Source organism: Bacillus clarus, from assembly GCF_000746925.1.
In the GTDB taxonomy this organism is placed as follows: Bacteria; Bacillota; Bacilli; order Bacillales; family Bacillaceae_G; genus Bacillus_A; species Bacillus_A clarus.
This window is the reverse complement of record NZ_JMQC01000008.1, coordinates 2,513,373-2,528,883: the sequence shown is the minus strand read 5'-3', so window position 1 is coordinate 2,528,883 and position 15,511 is coordinate 2,513,373. Positions and strand designations below refer to the sequence as shown.

17 protein-coding genes, 2 pseudogenes and 1 riboswitch are annotated in these 15,511 nt (G+C 34.6%); of the genes and pseudogenes, 12 read left to right on the top strand and 7 right to left on the bottom strand.

Annotated features, from left to right (window positions below):
- Positions 1 to 11 precede the first annotated feature (11 nt).
- Positions 12 to 980 carry a DMT family transporter gene (locus tag DJ93_RS13970; protein WP_042981440.1) on the bottom strand — a complete coding sequence of 323 codons (969 nt, stop codon included), beginning with the start codon at positions 978 to 980 and terminating at the stop codon, positions 12 to 14.
- 139 nt (positions 981 to 1,119) lie between these two features.
- On the opposite strand from DJ93_RS13970, the gene DJ93_RS13965 reads away from it, so the two are divergent.
- The gene (locus DJ93_RS13965) at positions 1,120 to 1,986 is read left to right on the top strand and encodes a LysR family transcriptional regulator (RefSeq protein ID WP_042981439.1); all 867 of its coding nucleotides are present in this window, start codon (positions 1,120 to 1,122) and stop codon (positions 1,984 to 1,986) included.
- A gap of 257 nt (positions 1,987 to 2,243) precedes the next feature.
- Positions 2,244 to 2,345 (top strand): DUF3948 family protein, encoded by a 102-nt coding sequence (locus DJ93_RS30555; RefSeq protein ID WP_080743464.1) that lies wholly within the window; start codon positions 2,244 to 2,246, stop codon positions 2,343 to 2,345.
- Between the two features lie 65 nt (positions 2,346 to 2,410).
- On the opposite strand, the gene DJ93_RS13960 is transcribed toward DJ93_RS30555, so the two are convergent.
- Positions 2,411 to 3,358: a substrate-binding domain-containing protein gene (locus DJ93_RS13960; protein WP_080743463.1), complete on the bottom strand. Its 948-nt coding sequence runs from the start codon at positions 3,356 to 3,358 to the stop codon at positions 2,411 to 2,413.
- A gap of 132 nt (positions 3,359 to 3,490) precedes the next feature.
- Here DJ93_RS13960 and modA point away from each other — a divergent pair, with 132 nt between their 5' ends.
- The 3 genes from modA to DJ93_RS13945 all read left to right on the top strand — a co-directional run bounded on the left by modA (position 3,491) and on the right by DJ93_RS13945 (position 6,130).
- Positions 3,491 to 4,297: a molybdate ABC transporter substrate-binding protein gene (gene modA / locus DJ93_RS13955; RefSeq protein WP_042981437.1), complete on the top strand. Its 807-nt coding sequence runs from the start codon at positions 3,491 to 3,493 to the stop codon at positions 4,295 to 4,297.
- A gap of 5 nt (positions 4,298 to 4,302) precedes the next feature.
- Positions 4,303 to 4,977 (top strand): molybdate ABC transporter permease subunit, encoded by a 675-nt coding sequence (modB, locus tag DJ93_RS13950; protein WP_042981436.1) that lies wholly within the window; start codon positions 4,303 to 4,305, stop codon positions 4,975 to 4,977.
- 301 nt (positions 4,978 to 5,278) lie between these two features.
- On the top strand, positions 5,279 to 6,130 hold the full coding sequence (locus DJ93_RS13945) for a GRP family sugar transporter (protein WP_000353549.1): 852 nt from the start codon (positions 5,279 to 5,281) through the stop codon (positions 6,128 to 6,130).
- Positions 6,131 to 6,197: 67 nt separating this feature from the next.
- Here the strand turns inward: DJ93_RS13945 and pnuC are convergent, their stop codons facing one another.
- A complete protein-coding gene (gene pnuC / locus DJ93_RS13940) occupies positions 6,198 to 6,848 on the bottom strand; it encodes a nicotinamide riboside transporter PnuC (protein ID WP_042981434.1) in 651 nt (216 codons plus the stop codon).
- 197 nt (positions 6,849 to 7,045) lie between these two features.
- On the opposite strand from pnuC, the gene proC reads away from it, so the two are divergent.
- The 4 genes and pseudogenes from proC to DJ93_RS30545 all read left to right on the top strand — a co-directional run.
- Positions 7,046 to 7,849, top strand: a complete 804-nt coding sequence (gene proC, locus DJ93_RS13935; RefSeq protein WP_042981433.1) for a pyrroline-5-carboxylate reductase — start codon at positions 7,046 to 7,048, stop codon at positions 7,847 to 7,849.
- A gap of 1 nt (position 7,850) precedes the next feature.
- Positions 7,851 to 8,684 carry an aldo/keto reductase gene (locus DJ93_RS13930; RefSeq protein ID WP_042981432.1) on the top strand — a complete coding sequence of 278 codons (834 nt, stop codon included), beginning with the start codon at positions 7,851 to 7,853 and terminating at the stop codon, positions 8,682 to 8,684.
- Positions 8,685 to 8,834: 150 nt separating this feature from the next.
- Positions 8,835 to 8,939, top strand: a riboswitch (SAM riboswitch).
- A 139-nt stretch (positions 8,940 to 9,078) separates the two neighbouring features.
- Positions 9,079 to 10,719 (top strand): peptide ABC transporter substrate-binding protein, encoded by a 1,641-nt coding sequence (locus DJ93_RS13925; RefSeq protein ID WP_042981430.1) that lies wholly within the window; start codon positions 9,079 to 9,081, stop codon positions 10,717 to 10,719.
- A gap of 29 nt (positions 10,720 to 10,748) precedes the next feature.
- Positions 10,749 to 11,184: pseudogene (locus DJ93_RS30545) on the top strand (hypothetical protein); the annotation flags it as partial.
- 48 nt (positions 11,185 to 11,232) lie between these two features.
- Here the strand turns inward: DJ93_RS30545 and DJ93_RS13915 are convergent.
- Together DJ93_RS13915 and DJ93_RS13910 are read right to left on the bottom strand one after the other, a co-directional pair.
- Entirely contained in the window at positions 11,233 to 12,366 is a 1,134-nt protein-coding gene (locus tag DJ93_RS13915; RefSeq protein WP_042981428.1) for a YhgE/Pip domain-containing protein, read from the bottom strand.
- A 63-nt stretch (positions 12,367 to 12,429) separates the two neighbouring features.
- Complete coding sequence (locus tag DJ93_RS13910; RefSeq protein WP_042981426.1) at positions 12,430 to 13,011, bottom strand: TetR/AcrR family transcriptional regulator; 582 nt, start codon at positions 13,009 to 13,011, stop codon at positions 12,430 to 12,432.
- A 311-nt stretch (positions 13,012 to 13,322) separates the two neighbouring features.
- On the opposite strand from DJ93_RS13910, the gene DJ93_RS13905 reads away from it, so the two are divergent.
- Positions 13,323 to 13,790, top strand: coding sequence for a YusW family protein (locus DJ93_RS13905; RefSeq protein ID WP_042981425.1), 468 nt, complete (start codon positions 13,323 to 13,325; stop codon positions 13,788 to 13,790).
- Positions 13,791 to 13,814: 24 nt separating this feature from the next.
- Here the strand turns inward: DJ93_RS13905 and DJ93_RS30540 are convergent.
- Positions 13,815 to 14,024: pseudogene (locus DJ93_RS30540) on the bottom strand (peptide ABC transporter substrate-binding protein); the annotation flags it as partial.
- Between the two features lie 32 nt (positions 14,025 to 14,056).
- Between DJ93_RS30540 and DJ93_RS13900 the strand changes: the two are divergent.
- Entirely contained in the window at positions 14,057 to 14,272 is a 216-nt protein-coding gene (locus DJ93_RS13900; protein WP_042981424.1) for a DUF3951 domain-containing protein, read from the top strand.
- Positions 14,273 to 14,288: 16 nt separating this feature from the next.
- Here DJ93_RS13900 and DJ93_RS13895 read toward each other — a convergent pair whose 3' ends face one another.
- The gene (locus DJ93_RS13895; RefSeq protein ID WP_042981422.1) at positions 14,289 to 14,792 is read right to left on the bottom strand and encodes a lipoprotein; all 504 of its coding nucleotides are present in this window, start codon (positions 14,790 to 14,792) and stop codon (positions 14,289 to 14,291) included.
- Positions 14,793 to 15,052: 260 nt separating this feature from the next.
- On the opposite strand from DJ93_RS13895, the gene DJ93_RS13890 reads away from it, so the two are divergent.
- The gene (locus tag DJ93_RS13890) at positions 15,053 to 15,484 is read left to right on the top strand and encodes a hypothetical protein (RefSeq protein WP_042981421.1); all 432 of its coding nucleotides are present in this window, start codon (positions 15,053 to 15,055) and stop codon (positions 15,482 to 15,484) included.
- Positions 15,485 to 15,511 lie beyond the last annotated feature (27 nt).

Genomic DNA, 15,511 nt, shown 5'->3' with positions numbered 1-15,511 from the left:
TGTATTGCCTATTAAACAGCTTGGCGTAATTGCTCTTCTTGTAAAACTTGCTTATTTATATTTTCTTCTTTTCTCTGACAGACGTTATTACGAATAAGTGCTGTAATAACAAGTAATGTTCCTACTATATCAAACGTTGTTATTCTATATCCTTGCATCATCATAATAACTAAAGTAGTAATTGGTACAAAATTAATAAATAAAATACCATTAATGGATGATAAAATTTTCACACCGTAGTTCCAAGCAAGTAGTGCTACAATACCTGGTAATGTCATCATAAATAATAGGTCATATTTTACAACAGAAATCGTTCCCATACTTGGGACTGACACATATCCGATCGCTGTAATGATTATCGTTATAATTCCTGTGACAGCTGTACCAAATACACATGTCAATGTTGAATAACGTAACGTTGACCAATCGCTACACGTTTGACCACCCATCGTATAAATAACCCATCCTACAACACCGACAAATATAAATGCTAGTGAAAACATGTTATCTTTCAATGTTAAAAAGAAACTCATATCACCTTTCGTAATAACAAATACAGCTCCCACGAAAGCGATAACCATACTTGTTATCATATACTTCTTCGGTTTTATATGCTTATATCCCCATAAGATACAAATCGAAATCATCGGCATAAGCGCCTCCATAATAGAAGCTACCATTACACCGGGTTTCCCCATTAACATTTGTCCTAAGAAAACGAGCATATTATATACAGTAAACGCCATCGTTCCAAAAAAGACGAGTAATTTCCCTCTTCCTTCTAAATGAAATGCTTTCTTCCCTTCTTTCATCAACAGTAATACAATCAGTACCATTGCTACTGCTCCATAACGAATGAATGAAAAATAAAATGGATCTATGTATTCTAGTGCATGATCAGCAACAGGAAACATTGCTCCCCATGACATACTTGCGATTAAGCATGCCAAAGCACCTATTATCATTTGACCTTTTTTCACTGTACTCCCCCTCTTCTGTTTAAACCTCTCTCTATTAGCACAAAGAGAATTGTAAAAGAAAAAATATATCACGTAAAATGATTCAAAATGATGTTAACTATCATTTATAATGATAGTTAACATCAAGGAGGAGAATAAAATGGAATTAAGGGATTTACAAATCTTCCAGAGCGTTTCCGAACACGGTAGTGTAAGTAATGCAGCAAAAGAATTAAATTACGTACAATCAAACGTAACAGCACGTATTAAACAATTAGAAAACGAACTAAAAACGCCGCTCTTTTATCGCCATAAACGAGGTATGACATTAACGGCTGAAGGTAGAAAAATGCTTGTTTACGTCAATAAAATTTTGCAAGATGTTGAAGAACTAAAACAAGTATTTTTAGATAGCGAAACACCCTCTGGAATATTAAAAATCGGTACAGTCGAAACAGTCAGTACGTTGCCAACTATTCTTTCTTCTTATTACAAACAATACCCGAATGTCGACTTATCATTACAGGCTGGTTTAACAGAAGAACTTATTAAAGAAGTGCTCGAGCATCAATTAGACGGTGCTTTTATATCAGGACCGATTAAACATCCACTTATTGAGCAATATGATGTTAGTACAGAAAAGCTTATGCTCGTTACACATAACAAAACTTTTCATATAGAAGAATTCACTACAACCCCGCTCCTCGTTTTCAACCAAGGGTGTGGATACCGTTCCAAGCTGGAGCGTTGGCTGAAAGATGAAGGTTTACTTCCAAAAAGAATTATGGAATTTAACATATTAGAAACAATATTAAACAGTGTTGCTCTCGGCCTCGGAATTACACTCGTACCGCAGTCTGCCGTTCAGCATCTTTCCAAGGCGGGGAAAGTCCACTGTCATGCAATCCCTGAAAAATATGGTAGTATTTCAACTGTTTTTATACGTCGTAAAGATAGTTACATGACAAATTCAATGCGTAGCTTTTTGAAAACAATTGAGGAGCACCACCATATCAATATGCTTTAAAAGACATTCTTACACGAATGTCTTTTTTTCTTACAAAAGTGTAATCCTACCGTAAGCTAATTCGATAGTTGCTACTACCTATCTTTCATATAATAAAGACAGAAACAGGGTAACAACAACTATTCGAAAAGGAGCGGATACGCATGATGAACAAGATGAAATCTAATAAATTTTTAAATACAATGGGCATGGTGCTATCCGCACTTGTCGATGCAAAGGCTGTTGCAACTACATTAAACAAATAAGGAGAGATTATTATGAACAGTATTACCTTTAACAAATCAGACTTTATCGGACTTGCAAGTGGAGCAGCTCTTCTTACGGCTTTCATTTATGCACTTGCTCAAAGTCTCGTTTAACAATTTGTTCCCCAAAACCCCTTTATATATAGAAAAAGCTGCTCGTCTTATAGACAAGCAGCTTTTTAGTTTGTTTCATATATAATTTGGCCTGTTTTGCTTATATCATATCCACCAATTGCTTTTAATTCATTATGAAACCCTTCAGATTGCAAAACTTCTTTCAGTACCTCAATAAGTTCCTCATTTTCTTTATTCTTCAGAAGTACTAAATCATACTGTTCTTTCCTTATCGGAATAAAATCTACGTTTACAATTTGCGAAAACTTTTCTGATCCTACTCCAACATCAGCCTTTCCATTCGCAACTTGCGAGGCAACACCAAGGTGATTTGATTCTATCCATTCATATCCGCTAATATCTTCTTTATTTAATTTTTGAATTCGCAATTGCTCATCCACTAACACCCTAATACCAGAACCTTTTTCTCGATTTACAAATCGTATAGATGACTGAGATAAATCAGCCCATGTTTTTATATTTTTGGGATTTCCTTTTTGCACATAAAACCCAACATTTCTTGCTAATAAATTAATCATAATACATGGTTGTCCAACTAAAATACGTTTTACGTAAGGAACATTATATGTACCCGTTTCGCCATCAAACAAATGCAAACTAACGACGCTTCCTTCTCCTTGGTACATCTTCACTAAACTCGTTAAACTACCTTGATACGCCCTTAATATATTAGAATTTGGTAAACGATTTTCTATATGTTTTGCCAACATATCTAACGTTAGTTCTTGACCACTAATGATGCTTGTATTCGAACTACTAATTTCGTCCTTCTTTACAGGAGTAGCTTGTACCTTACCTGTTTTCATTTGCTTTATATATTGTTCTAGATCCGCTGCATCAATGCGCATTTGTCTACCAACCCTATAAGAAGGGAGTTCGCCCTTTTTAATTAAGTCGTATACAGTTAATTTTGATACTTTTAATCGCTTTGCTACTTCTTCCGTTGTGTAGGAATGATGATCCATAGACGCTTCCTCACTTTCTCCCTTCATTGTAACAAAGAAAAGAATATTTCTCCTATTTTTTAAAAACAATCATACATTTCTAAATATGTTCAATTATAACTATTTATAATTAAATATAATTAGTTATAATTAATATGGTAAACGAAAGGGGATTTTTTTATGAACAAATTTACATTACGGTCCATTGGGGTACTTATACTTTCTTTTCTTCTTATGTTCAGTGTAGCTTGTTCAAGCGGAGAAAAGAGAGAAAAATCAGTTGCTAAAGAAGGAAAGACAGTAGAACTTACTATATCAGCTGCTGCAAGTTTACAAGATGCATTAAAAGAAATTGAAAAGCAATATAAAGAGAAAGAAGCAAATATTAAGCTTTCTTTTAACTTCGGCGCTTCTGGTGCACTTCAACAACAAATTGAACAAGGTGCGCCTGCTGATTTATTCTTCTCTGCAGCAGAAGATAAATTCCAAACCCTCGTTAAAAAAGGATTCATTGATGAAAAAGAAGGGAAAAACCTTCTTGGAAACGAACTAGTTCTAGTCGTTCCTAAAGATAGTTCTCTTACTAAATTTCAAGATTTAAAAGATGAGAAAATCAAAAAAATCGCACTTGGTACACCCGAATCTGTACCTGCAGGAAAATATGCAAAAGCTTCTCTCACACATGAAAATCTTTGGAATGACGTTCAAAATAAAATCGTATTTACAAAAGATGTTCGCCAAGTGTTAACATATGTAGAAACAGGTAATGTTGATGCTGGTATTGTATACAAAACAGACGCTCTCGTTTCAGACAAAGTAAAAATTGGAGCGACAGCAGCGGCTAATTCTCATGAGCCGATTCACTATCCTTTAGGTGTTATAAAGGAATCTAAGCATAAGAAAGAGGCGACTTCATTCTATGAGTATTTGCAGTCAAAAGATGCACAATCTATCTTTAAGAAATATGGATTTACAATCCTGTCATAATTACTATGAGCTTTGATACCATTTTGTCACCTGTTTTTCTATCCTTGCGAGTAGCTGCATGTGCCACCATTATCGTTACGATTTTTGGAACGATTATTGGACGGGCGTTAGCACGCTCCTCGTGGCGATATAAAGTACTACTAGAAACCATTTTCTTATTACCAATGGTACTTCCGCCAACTGTTATCGGCTTTTTTCTCATTATCATTTTTGGAAATAATAGTCCCATTGGAGAGTGGATTGAATCATTATTTCAGCAGTCCATTATGTTCACATCTACTGCTGCTATCATTGCTTCTACAGTCGTTGCATTTCCGCTCATGTATCAATCAGCAAAAACAGGATTTTCTATCGCAAATGTACAAATTGAAGATGGCGCGCGCGACCTTGGTGCAAGTGAGTATCAAGTTTTTCTACACGTTACACTCCCACTTGCATTCCCCGCACTACTTAGCGGTATGATTTTAAGCTTTGTTCGCGCGCTCGGTGAATTTGGTGCTACTTTAATGTTTGCAGGAAACATTCCCGGCAAAACACAGACGATTCCAACCGCAATTTATATGGCTATTGATGCAAGTAATATGCAACTCGCTTGGACACTTGTCATCATAACGATTAGTATGTCACTTCTATTTTTATTATGTATTCAACTCATTAATAAGCGACTTACCACTTCCTAAAGCAGCTTTCGACAAAAGCTGCTTCTTTATTTCCTAAGAAATAAAATATACTGCCATAAAATAACTGAATCTTATTTTTTATTTAAATATACATTCTATTTGAATTTACTTTCTAAAAGTGACAATTTCCTGTTATTATATGGAGGTGTTTCAAAAAATGAAGAAATGAAAACGCATTTATATCGTAAGTTCTTCATCCTGTTTTAGCGATCGGTAATCTTCTACTCTATTAGTGGGGCATTACCGATCGTTAGAACGATATGTAATTATATTGGTATAGAAAACCGAAGGGAGTCTTGTAATGGACATTTTATTAGCGCTTCTTCCTGCAATCGCATGGGGAAACATCTTATTAGTAAGCGTAAAAATGGGCGGTGGTGCATATAGCCAAACGGTGGGTATGACAATCGGTGCTCTATTCTTCGCAACAATTATGTATGTATTTACTCAACCAGCTTTAACAATGACAGTCTTGATTGTTGGCTTTATTTCAGGTTTATTCTGGGCTTTAGGACAAGTAAACCAATTAAAAACAGTTGAAAAACTAGGCGTTTCAACTACTGTAACTATTTCCACTGGTATGCAACTTGTTGCAACTTCTATCTTTGGAGTTATCGCTTTTCGTGAGTGGACTACTACTACAACGATTGTTCTGGGAACGATTGCAATCCTGTTAATTGTAGTTGGTGTTGTATTCACTTCATTAGATGATAAAGAAAATGCACAGCCACCAGGACAATTGAAAAAAGGACTTCTTACTTTAATTGTTTCTACTTTCGGCTATCTTGTATATGTAATTATTATTCGTTGGTATAATATCGATGGTTGGTCTGCTATTTTACCACAGGCAGTTGGTATGTTTGTTGGGGCGGTTGTACTGACATCTAAACATAAACCCTTTAACAAATACGCAATTCGTAATGCTTTATCCGGTTTACTATGGGGAACAGGAAACTTATTCTTGCTTCTTTCATTACCGCGTGTCGGAGTAGCAACAAGCTTCCCATTATCTCAAACTGGAATCGTTATCTCAACATTTGGTGCGATTGTCTTCTTAGGTGAAAAGAAAACAAAACGTCAACTGATCTTTATTGCACTAGGTAGTGTTTTAATTATCGGCGGTGCTGTATTGCTTGGTATGACAAAAGCATAAACTTATAATCTATTAATAAACCCCTGAAGCATATGCGCTTCAGGGGTTTTTCGATTACAATTATTTTTCAAATATAATTATCTACATGATTTCGTTGTTTATAGTTTCTCTTCCATTCTAGCAAACCATCTGTACATAAAAACAGATTAATAATAGCTAATATTAGCATAATATATAAGCCTGTTGAAATATAAATCACTATGCTAACTATATTGTACAAAATCCACAGATGCCAATTCTCTAAGATTTTTCGGCTTAGCATAAATTGAGCTACTAACCCTAATACGGCATTTAAAGCATCTAAATATGGACTTGTCGATTCTAAATAGCGAACTTGATAATATCCCCAACCAATCCAAGCAACTACGATAAAGATTATATACATAGTCCATTCTTTCAAATCTAAACGAACTGTCGGCTTTACCTCTTCTCCCCCGCTACGTGCAACCCAATAATACCAACCATACATATTAAATATAAATTGAAAGACTGCTAATACTGCCATTGCATATAAGCCTTGCGTAATAAAAATATACAGAAATACTGCAACTGTAATCATCCCAAATAAAAAGTTCAATACCTTTTCTCTCGCTAATAACCAAACATTAATAATGCCCATAACTGATGCAAAAATTTCAATATAACTTGATTGAATATAAAACCCAACCAATATGCAAATAATACTAGAAATGAGTAAAAAAAGTGGACTTCTAACCATATTTATCTCTCCCCAGGTGTGTAATAAACTCCCTATCAACAGTATAAGGAATAGCCCTTTCTCTTACCATAAATTCCCTTTCTTGAAAATCCCCTCATTATCCATTCCACTTACGATAAGCCTTTTCTTTTTACAAAAATCTCTTAAAAATGGTATCGTTTTTTATAACATATCTCTACTGGAAAGGAATAAAGGATATGCCTAATAAACATCGAATTTTATTTATTGGTGCCGGCCGTATGGCAGAAGCGATATTTGCCGGATTACTTAAAACAAGTAAAGAATACATCAAAGAAATTATTGTTTCCAATCGAAGCAACGTAGAAAAACTGAATCAATTACAAAAGCAATATGATATATCCATTACAACGGATTGGAAACAACACATTAAATCTGTAGATACAATTGTTTTAGCAATGCCACCTGCTGCACATGAACAGTTATTAGCTAATTTATCTCCCCTTCTAACTGATCAATTTGTCGTGACAGTTGCTGCTGGAATCGGACCATCTTACCTAGAAGAAAGACTCCCTCAAGGAACACCTGTTTCCTGGATTATGCCAAATACAGCTGCTGGCATTGGAAAATCCATCTCTTTATATACGATGGGACAAGCAGTACATGCATCGCATAAAAAAACATTACAACTTCTTTTAAAAGGCATCGGCACCTCGCAGCATTGTGCTGAAGAGGAAGTTCATCAACTTACTGCAGTTACTGGTAGTGCACCTGCTTTTCTCTATCACTTTGCTGAAGGTTTAATTGAAGCAACGAAAAGCTATGGAATTGATGAGGCAACAGCAAAACATCTTGTCATTCAAATGATTGCTGGCTCTGCCGCTATGCTCCAGCAAAATCAAGATCCAGCTATGCTCCGTGAACAAGTAACAACACCAGGGGGTTCAACAGCTGAAGGTTTAAAAGTTCTATATGAGAATAATTTTTCAGAAGTCATTCAACAAGCAGTTGAAGCAACAAATAAAAAAGCTAGGGGGAATTAATATGACTTTAACAAGTTTAAACGACTATACAACATTACATAATGGCGTGAAAATGCCTTGGTTCGGTTTAGGTGTTTTTAAAGTAGAGGACGGATTAGAAGTAATTGATTCTGTAAAAGCAGCTATTAAAAACGGATACCGCAGCATCGATACAGCTGCAATCTATAAAAATGAAGAAGGCGTTGGTCAAGCAATTCGCGAATCTGGTATTCCTCGTGAAGAATTATTCATCACTTCAAAAGTATGGAATAGCGATCAAGGTTACGAATCAACACTTCAAGCATTTGAAACTACATTAGAGAAATTAGGCCTAGAATATTTAGATTTATATTTAGTTCATTGGCCTGTAAAAGAGAAATATACTGAATCATGGAAAGCGTTAGAAAAACTTTATAAAGATGGCCGTGTTCGCGCTATCGGTGTGAGCAATTTCCATATCCATCATCTACAAGACGTATTAGAAATTGCTGAAATCAAGCCAATGGTTAACCAAGTAGAATATCACCCCCGCTTAACACAAGAAGAACTACATGCTTTCTGTAAAGAGCATAGCATTCAACTAGAAGCTTGGTCACCATTAATGCAAGGGCAACTGCTTGATCACCCAACATTACAAGAAATTGCTACAAAATATAATAAATCAACTGCACAAGTTATTTTACGCTGGGATCTACAAAATGAAGTTGTAACAATTCCTAAATCTATTAAAGAACACCGCATTATTGAAAATGCAAACATCTTCGACTTTGAATTAAGCACTGATGATATGAAAGCAATTCAAGCTTTAAATGAAAAACATCGTGTTGGTCCAGACCCAGACAACTTTAACTTCTAGTAGGAAAACCACTGTACATATGCAGTGGTTTTCTTTTTAAAAACTGAAAATTTAAACTATATCCCATTTGATTGACACCTCATTCTTCAAGGTGTAAGATTTTGAATTATCAAAGAAACACAAAAATTAATAAAACTTATTTGTTTACTCATTGTATCAAGAGAGGTGGAGGGACTGGCCCTTTGAAACCTCGGCAACAGGTTCTTTTTGAATACTGTGCCACTTCCTGCAAGCTTTACGCTTGAAAGATAGAATGAGGGACTTCGTTTATATACAGGTGCATAACTTGTACATAAAAATCCCTCTTTCTCGATAAGAAAAGAGGGATTTTTTCTTTCCCTCATAATTGTTCATTTTCAAAAAAATAATTAAACAATTTAGGGAGGATTTAAAAATGAAAAAGAAATTTGTACCCGGTATCGCGTCAGTTATAGGAGCAAGTATTTTATTAACTGGTTGCGGTAGTTATAAAAACGAAGCTAGCGGAGCAAATGCGAAAGATGAGGCACCTAGTAAACAAGTTTTAAACTTATCTTCACCTACTGAAATACGAACAATGGATACTGCTCGTGCTACAGATACTGATTCTGGTCAAGTAATGAGAAATGTATTTGAAGGCTTGTATAATCTCGGTGAAGGTAACAAACCTGTTTCAGGCGTTGCAAAGTCTCATGAAGTAAGTGCGGATAAAACAAAATATACATTCCATTTACGAGATTCAAAATGGTCAAACGGTACACCTGTTACAGCGAAAGACTTTGTCTTCGCTTGGCAACGTGCCGTTGATCCAGCAACAGCCTCTGAATATGCATTTTTATTCTTTGATATAAAAAATGCGAAAAAGGTTAATAGTAAAGAGTTACCAGCCGATCAACTTGGTGTAAAAGCAATTGACGATCATACATTTGAAGTGGAATTAGAACGTCCAGTCCCTTATTTTATTAGTTTAACGGCGTTCCCTACATTTCTACCAATCAATGAAGAATTTTTCAAATCACAAGGCGACAAATACGCTTTAGAAGATAATAAAATTCTTTACAATGGCGCCTTTACATTAAGCGATTGGAAACATGAACAAAGCTTTAAATTTAAGAAAAACCTTAACTATTGGGATAAAGATAATGTCAAACTTGAAGAAATCAATTTTAACGTTGTGAAAGAAAAATCAACAGAAGTAAATTTATTCGAATCAAAACAATTAGATCGTATCAAACTAACATCTGACTTCGTTGATAAATATAAAAAAGACGCAAACTTTAAAGAGCGTCCAAACGTAGGGGTACAATTTATACGTATGAACCAACAAAATAAAGTGCTCCAAAATGTTTCTGCACGCCAAGCAATTGATAACATGATTGACCAAAAAGCCTTTGTAAATACGTTATTGAATGATGGTTCTACACCAGCTTACAGTCTCGTTCCGAAAAACTTTGCTAAAGGACCAGACGGCAAAGACTTCCGCTCTGCAAACGGAAATTTAACAAAAACAGATACGAAATATGCACAAGAATTATGGAAAAAAGCGAAACAAGAACTTGGTTCTGAGAAAATAACATTAGAATTACTAACAAGTGATGCTGATCTCGATAAGAAAACAGGGGAATTTTTAAAAGGGCAACTAGAAAAGAACTTAGATGGTTTAACAGTAAATATAAAACCACAACCACGTAAACAGCAAGTTTCGTTATTATTAAAAGGGGAATATGAAATTGGAATTGACGGTTGGAGCCCTGACTTCGCTGACCCAATTACATTCCTTGAACTTTTCACAACAAATAACCCTTATAACTTAGATCATTATTCTAATAAAGAGTTTGATAGCATCATCGAGAAAGTAAAAACTGATTTAGCTGGCGATGAAAAGGCACGCTGGGAAGCTCTACTCACATCAGAAAAAATATTATTTAAAGACTCTGTTATCTCTCCACTATATCAAAAAGGAGAATCTTATTTAGAACGTTCTTACGTAAAAGGCATCGTTCAAGTAGACTTTGCAGGTCAATTAAACTTTAAATGGGCAAAAATCGAAAAATAAATACGAAAAAAGATTTCCTGATGTACGGAGCAATGAATAAAAAAGCTTACGTTGATACATTTTTAAATAACGGCGCAAGCCTAGCAGAAGGTATGGTTCCTGCTAAATTCACTAAAGGACCAGACGATAAAGACTTCCGTAAAGAAAATGGTAATTTAGTAAAAGATAGTGTGAAAGTTGCAAAAGTGAACTGGAAGAAAGCAAAACAAGAATTGAGTACTGATAAAGTAACACTTGAATTATTAACACGCGATAATGCGATAGCTAAGAAAACTGGTTTAGCTGGCAATGAAAAAGCTCCCTAGGAAGCAATGAAGCAAGCCGAAAAAATCTTATTACAAGGTGGTGCTGTCGCTCCTCCATACCAACAGGAACTCTTACCTACAACGCGGATTTATTAAATGGCTTGTAACAACTGACTTCGGTGGTGAATTTAACTACAAATGGACAGAAGTTAAAAAATAATAAAACCTATTAAAAAAGGTATCCCTCGTGCGGATACCTTTTTTTACTCTACGCTTCTTTAACTACAGAACTTCTTACTATTCCTTTTATACATATAGCGATTACCGCTACCAATTGTGTAACTAGAACAATAAGTAATAATGAAATAATATTTTTCTCTAAACTAACTCCACCAAATATTATTGTATAATAACCATTTGCCGCGTATGTTGCGGGAAATAATTCACCGATTGTTTGATATGTTTTAGAAAGCATCTCATGTGGCACAATTACACCCGAACTTACAAGTTGTAAAGAAAGTGAGATAATGTTGAAAAGCATACCTGCATTTCCAAAAGCGGTAATAAACATTTGCGTTAATGAAAGGAAAGCGAAAAAAACAATCGTTTGAAACATCCATATATTCAATACTGATTCTTGCAATTCAATTTTGAACACTTTCATTAAACCGATTGTAATGCATGCAAGTAAGACTGATACTGTACCGTTAATTACTTGCCGTGACAAGAAACTACTCCAGCCACCCCCCACTTCTTTTGCCACTTTCGATAATTCCATACTCATAATCATCGCTCCAACAAATGAAGCTAACACAATCATAAGCGGTACCATATTAACAGAAAATCCTTTTGCGTTATTTACTTTATGAACTGTAAATCCAACAGAATCTTCTGCTAAGCCTTTTATCGCTTCTACATTCCCTGGTCCCATAGCTTGTAACTTCCCAGCAACCGCTTGCTGCTTATAACCTGCTATCTCTTTATTTACATTGTCACGAATTTGTTTCGCAGCTCCTTCCATCATCTGCTTTGCTATCATAGCGTTCGCTTGATTAATGTGGAAGTTTAAATCCGGTTTTCCCCTTTCACTTATATCTTTTGAAAAAGAAGTAGGGATTTCTATAATCATATCGTATACATGATTATTCATTTCCTCTTTTGCTTTTTCCATAGACTTTTCTTTTTTCACTTGAAACGGTAAATTTTTCTGTAGACCTTCCGCTATTTTACTTCCCATGTTTGCATCCTCATTTACAATTGCAATACACATTTGATCGAATCTTTCATTCACTCCATCGTAAGCCGTTAACCATATACAAAAGAAAATAACCTGGAATGATAATGCTACTATCATCCCTACATACGTACCCGGTAGTTTTAAAAATTGTTTTAACGCGTTCATCTTCTCACTCACTCTCTCCATTCAGCAAGCAAGTACATACTTGCATTTTATTTTAAATAAATACTAGGGTCTTAATGCCCTAGCATATAAAACAATATTATTCTCAATAAATTTCTCATCATCAACTTCTATAAGTCGATTTGCAAAACGTAATTTAGATAGGAAATAGCCAAAATTAATCCATATAAAATTCATTACTTGTGCTTCAATATTTGTATCGATAATTTTTCCTTTTTCCTGCATCTTTGCAAAATAAATCATTAATTCTTCTCTTAACCCTTTTGGTATTTTAGAAATTTCTTCATCTAATTCAGGAAATTCTCCTGCCTCACGTATACCGATAGAAATAATATCTTTTACTTCATTTAAAAATTTATGGTAATGCCGTGCTAAGTTCTTCAAATCCGTTTCTAATTCCCATACAATTTCTGTTTGCAAAAATTGCTTTAAATGCGGTACATATGAAAATTCAGCAACAGCCGCTTCAATAACGCCCTTTTTGCTTTTGAAATTGCGAAATATCGTTACTTCATTGACGCCAGCACGCATTGCAATTTCCTTCGTCGTAGCTGCTTTATAACCTTTTTCTTTTACTAATTCAATCGCTGCTTGAACAATTTTATCTGCTGTCTTTGAGCGTGCCATAAAACCCTCTCTTCCTTATGCAAGTGATCACTTACATTTAGATTATATAACTTTTCTGACTATTGTCAACTGTCTTCATTCAAATGAGTTTCTATATACTCGATCGCTTTTTTTATCATCTCTTTATATTCTTCATACATTTCAGCGCCTCCTCACACCTTCAATTTACCATATACATACAAATTATTTTTGATTTAAATTGCGAATTAACCCTTGTATCTCAAAGAAAATAATTTATTTAAACACATACATAATTACACGAAATTAGGAAAAACTTGTATAGAAGAAGTTACATAAAGGAGGAATATATAATGAGAATTTTACTTTCAGTTTTATTAGCTCTTATGCTAGTACCTGCATTAACAGGGTGTAAAGCGCCTGCAAAAGAAGATACAACTTCTAATAAGAAAACGACAGAAGAAGCAAAAAATGAAGCACCTGCAGACTTAAAACTAAACTTTAATGAATTCAATTTAAAAGCAGACTATCAAGATACGAAGAAAGATTACGAAGCCGATTATAAAAACGTAGCAGCTGATAAGAAAATGGAAGCGAAAATTGAAGATCATAAAGCAGATGTGAAATTAACAGGTGACGAAGCTATTACAAAATTAAGCCCACTTCTACAAGATTTAAAATTTGATAAAAATACGACAGATCAAGAAGTAATCGACCAAGTAATAAACGTATTCAAACTGGACAAAGATTATCAAAAATTCGATTTAGAAGTAGTCTTCTCTGACGGAACGAAGAAAGAATATAAGAAAGAAATTAAATAAAGAAGTAGGCTGTTGCCTACTTCTTTATTTAATTTTCGCGTATCGTAGTTCCGGGCTAGAACCTATATGATGTTTTTTGTAAATAAGAAGCGCTTGGAAATATAATTGAATTAATCGTGTTTCATCAAACATAATGTCTTCTGCTTTGTGTAGTATTTCAAAACGTTTATTTTCATCTTGTTCTGTTTTCGCTTGGTTAATTAAGCTATCAAATTCTTGATTGTACCATTTAGCAATAAAAGAAATTGTATGAAAGGAGTTAGAAAATGGATCCCTTACTTTTGGCTACTATAGGATTGCCCTTAACAATCGTAATACTCGTTATCATAGGCTTCTATAAACTCTTCATTAAAAAGAAAAATATCTCTTCTTTTTATACACCATTTGACAATATTACCGGACAAACTATTTCTGAGTTTCATGAGGAACAAAAAGTATTCGTATGCAAGGATGAAGATGGAGATGGTAAGAAGAAAAAATAACCTTGCATACGCAAGGTTATTTTTTCGTTTCTGCCTGAAAACGTTTGTAATATGTTGATGCTGTTGAAAAATGAACTTCTATATCACGAATTAATGATGAATCTTCTTCTTTAGCTAACTTCTGCAATTTTTTCATTGCTTGTTCCGTTTCGTTTAAGAAGCCAACATATAATTCCTGTTCTTGTTCTTTCGATTTCGGAACACGAATTTCTTTACGCATATGATCAATATCTTCTAACATGCCCGTTGTTACTCTCTGTACATCTTCTTTATATTTATCATGGCTTAATGCCTTGCCACCCTTTCCCTTCGCTTCTTCCCATAACTTTACTGCTTCATTAACTTCTTTGTTCATCTTCACGTCGTACTTATCATGTACTTCGCGATATACTTTCATCTCTTCTGTTTGTTCGGTAGATTGCTCTACTTTCTCTTTCGGTTCTTTCGTATCTTTATTTCCATTACATCCTGCTAGAAGGAGCATACCTCCGAGCATAGCAATACCCAAAACCTTCTTCATCTCTTATTCTCCTTTTGTCTACATCTACTACTAATCTCCACTTGTTATTATAACGAGAACACCCTAAATTTTGCACGCAAGAAGATGTATTTATGTATACAACAACATTTTTGTCACAGTATCGTCACTTTATACGGGTAACTTCTTCATCACTTTACTACTTCACCTTACAAAACTGTAAGCACACATATAGAACATACCATGCTAGACTTACATATGCATAAAACAATTGTAGTTCCATTTCCAAAGGAGAATTATATATGTACAATACGATAACTTTTATGGGTGAAGACATTCGCGTCCTTATTCGTGAAAAATCACTTCATATTGAAAATACAGAGGAGCTTCGCCGTGTATTAAAGAAGAAACACGCTCCATTCAAACTTGCTCAATATTTAAAACAACAACATACAGATCAATTTCATACCGTGCTAAATATATCCGATGAATCATTAACAATTGAAATTATCGGTCACGTCTATATCGGAAATTTTGCGGATGCCTTAAAAGAAATTCCGCGTATACCAAAAATTGCTCCTATCATTGTTAAAAAAGCATATAAAATTACAGATCATACAGATATTATTGACTGCGGAGAGAAAGAAGTTGATTCCAATCGCTGGGTGTGGGATAAACTCGCGGTCTTATACGATACGATTATGAATAATATGTATAATAAAAAGACCCGGTAATAACTTTACCAGGTCTTTTAAAACGGA

Bases quoted from the DNA above. Each gene is read 5' to 3' on its own strand.
- DJ93_RS13965 (WP_042981439.1), top strand. From the start codon at position 1,120: ATGGAATTAAGGGATTTACAAATCTTCCAGAGCGTTTCCGAACACGGT.
- DJ93_RS30555 (WP_080743464.1), top strand. From the start codon at position 2,244: ATGAACAGTATTACCTTTAACAAATCAGACTTTATCGGACTTGCAAGT.
- DJ93_RS13960 (WP_080743463.1), bottom strand. From the start codon at position 3,358: ATGAAGGGAGAAAGTGAGGAAGCGTCTATGGATCATCATTCCTACACA.
- modA (WP_042981437.1), top strand. From the start codon at position 3,491: ATGAACAAATTTACATTACGGTCCATTGGGGTACTTATACTTTCTTTT.
- modB (WP_042981436.1), top strand. From the start codon at position 4,303: ATGAGCTTTGATACCATTTTGTCACCTGTTTTTCTATCCTTGCGAGTA.
- DJ93_RS13945 (WP_000353549.1), top strand. From the start codon at position 5,279: ATGGACATTTTATTAGCGCTTCTTCCTGCAATCGCATGGGGAAACATC.
- pnuC (WP_042981434.1), bottom strand. From the start codon at position 6,848: ATGGTTAGAAGTCCACTTTTTTTACTCATTTCTAGTATTATTTGCATA.
- proC (WP_042981433.1), top strand. From the start codon at position 7,046: ATGCCTAATAAACATCGAATTTTATTTATTGGTGCCGGCCGTATGGCA.
- DJ93_RS13930 (WP_042981432.1), top strand. From the start codon at position 7,851: ATGACTTTAACAAGTTTAAACGACTATACAACATTACATAATGGCGTG.
- DJ93_RS13925 (WP_042981430.1), top strand. From the start codon at position 9,079: ATGAAAAAGAAATTTGTACCCGGTATCGCGTCAGTTATAGGAGCAAGT.
- DJ93_RS13915 (WP_042981428.1), bottom strand. From the start codon at position 12,366: ATGAACGCGTTAAAACAATTTTTAAAACTACCGGGTACGTATGTAGGG.
- DJ93_RS13910 (WP_042981426.1), bottom strand. From the start codon at position 13,011: ATGGCACGCTCAAAGACAGCAGATAAAATTGTTCAAGCAGCGATTGAA.
- DJ93_RS13905 (WP_042981425.1), top strand. From the start codon at position 13,323: ATGAGAATTTTACTTTCAGTTTTATTAGCTCTTATGCTAGTACCTGCA.
- DJ93_RS13900 (WP_042981424.1), top strand. From the start codon at position 14,057: ATGGATCCCTTACTTTTGGCTACTATAGGATTGCCCTTAACAATCGTA.
- DJ93_RS13895 (WP_042981422.1), bottom strand. From the start codon at position 14,792: ATGAAGAAGGTTTTGGGTATTGCTATGCTCGGAGGTATGCTCCTTCTA.
- DJ93_RS13890 (WP_042981421.1), top strand. From the start codon at position 15,053: ATGTACAATACGATAACTTTTATGGGTGAAGACATTCGCGTCCTTATT.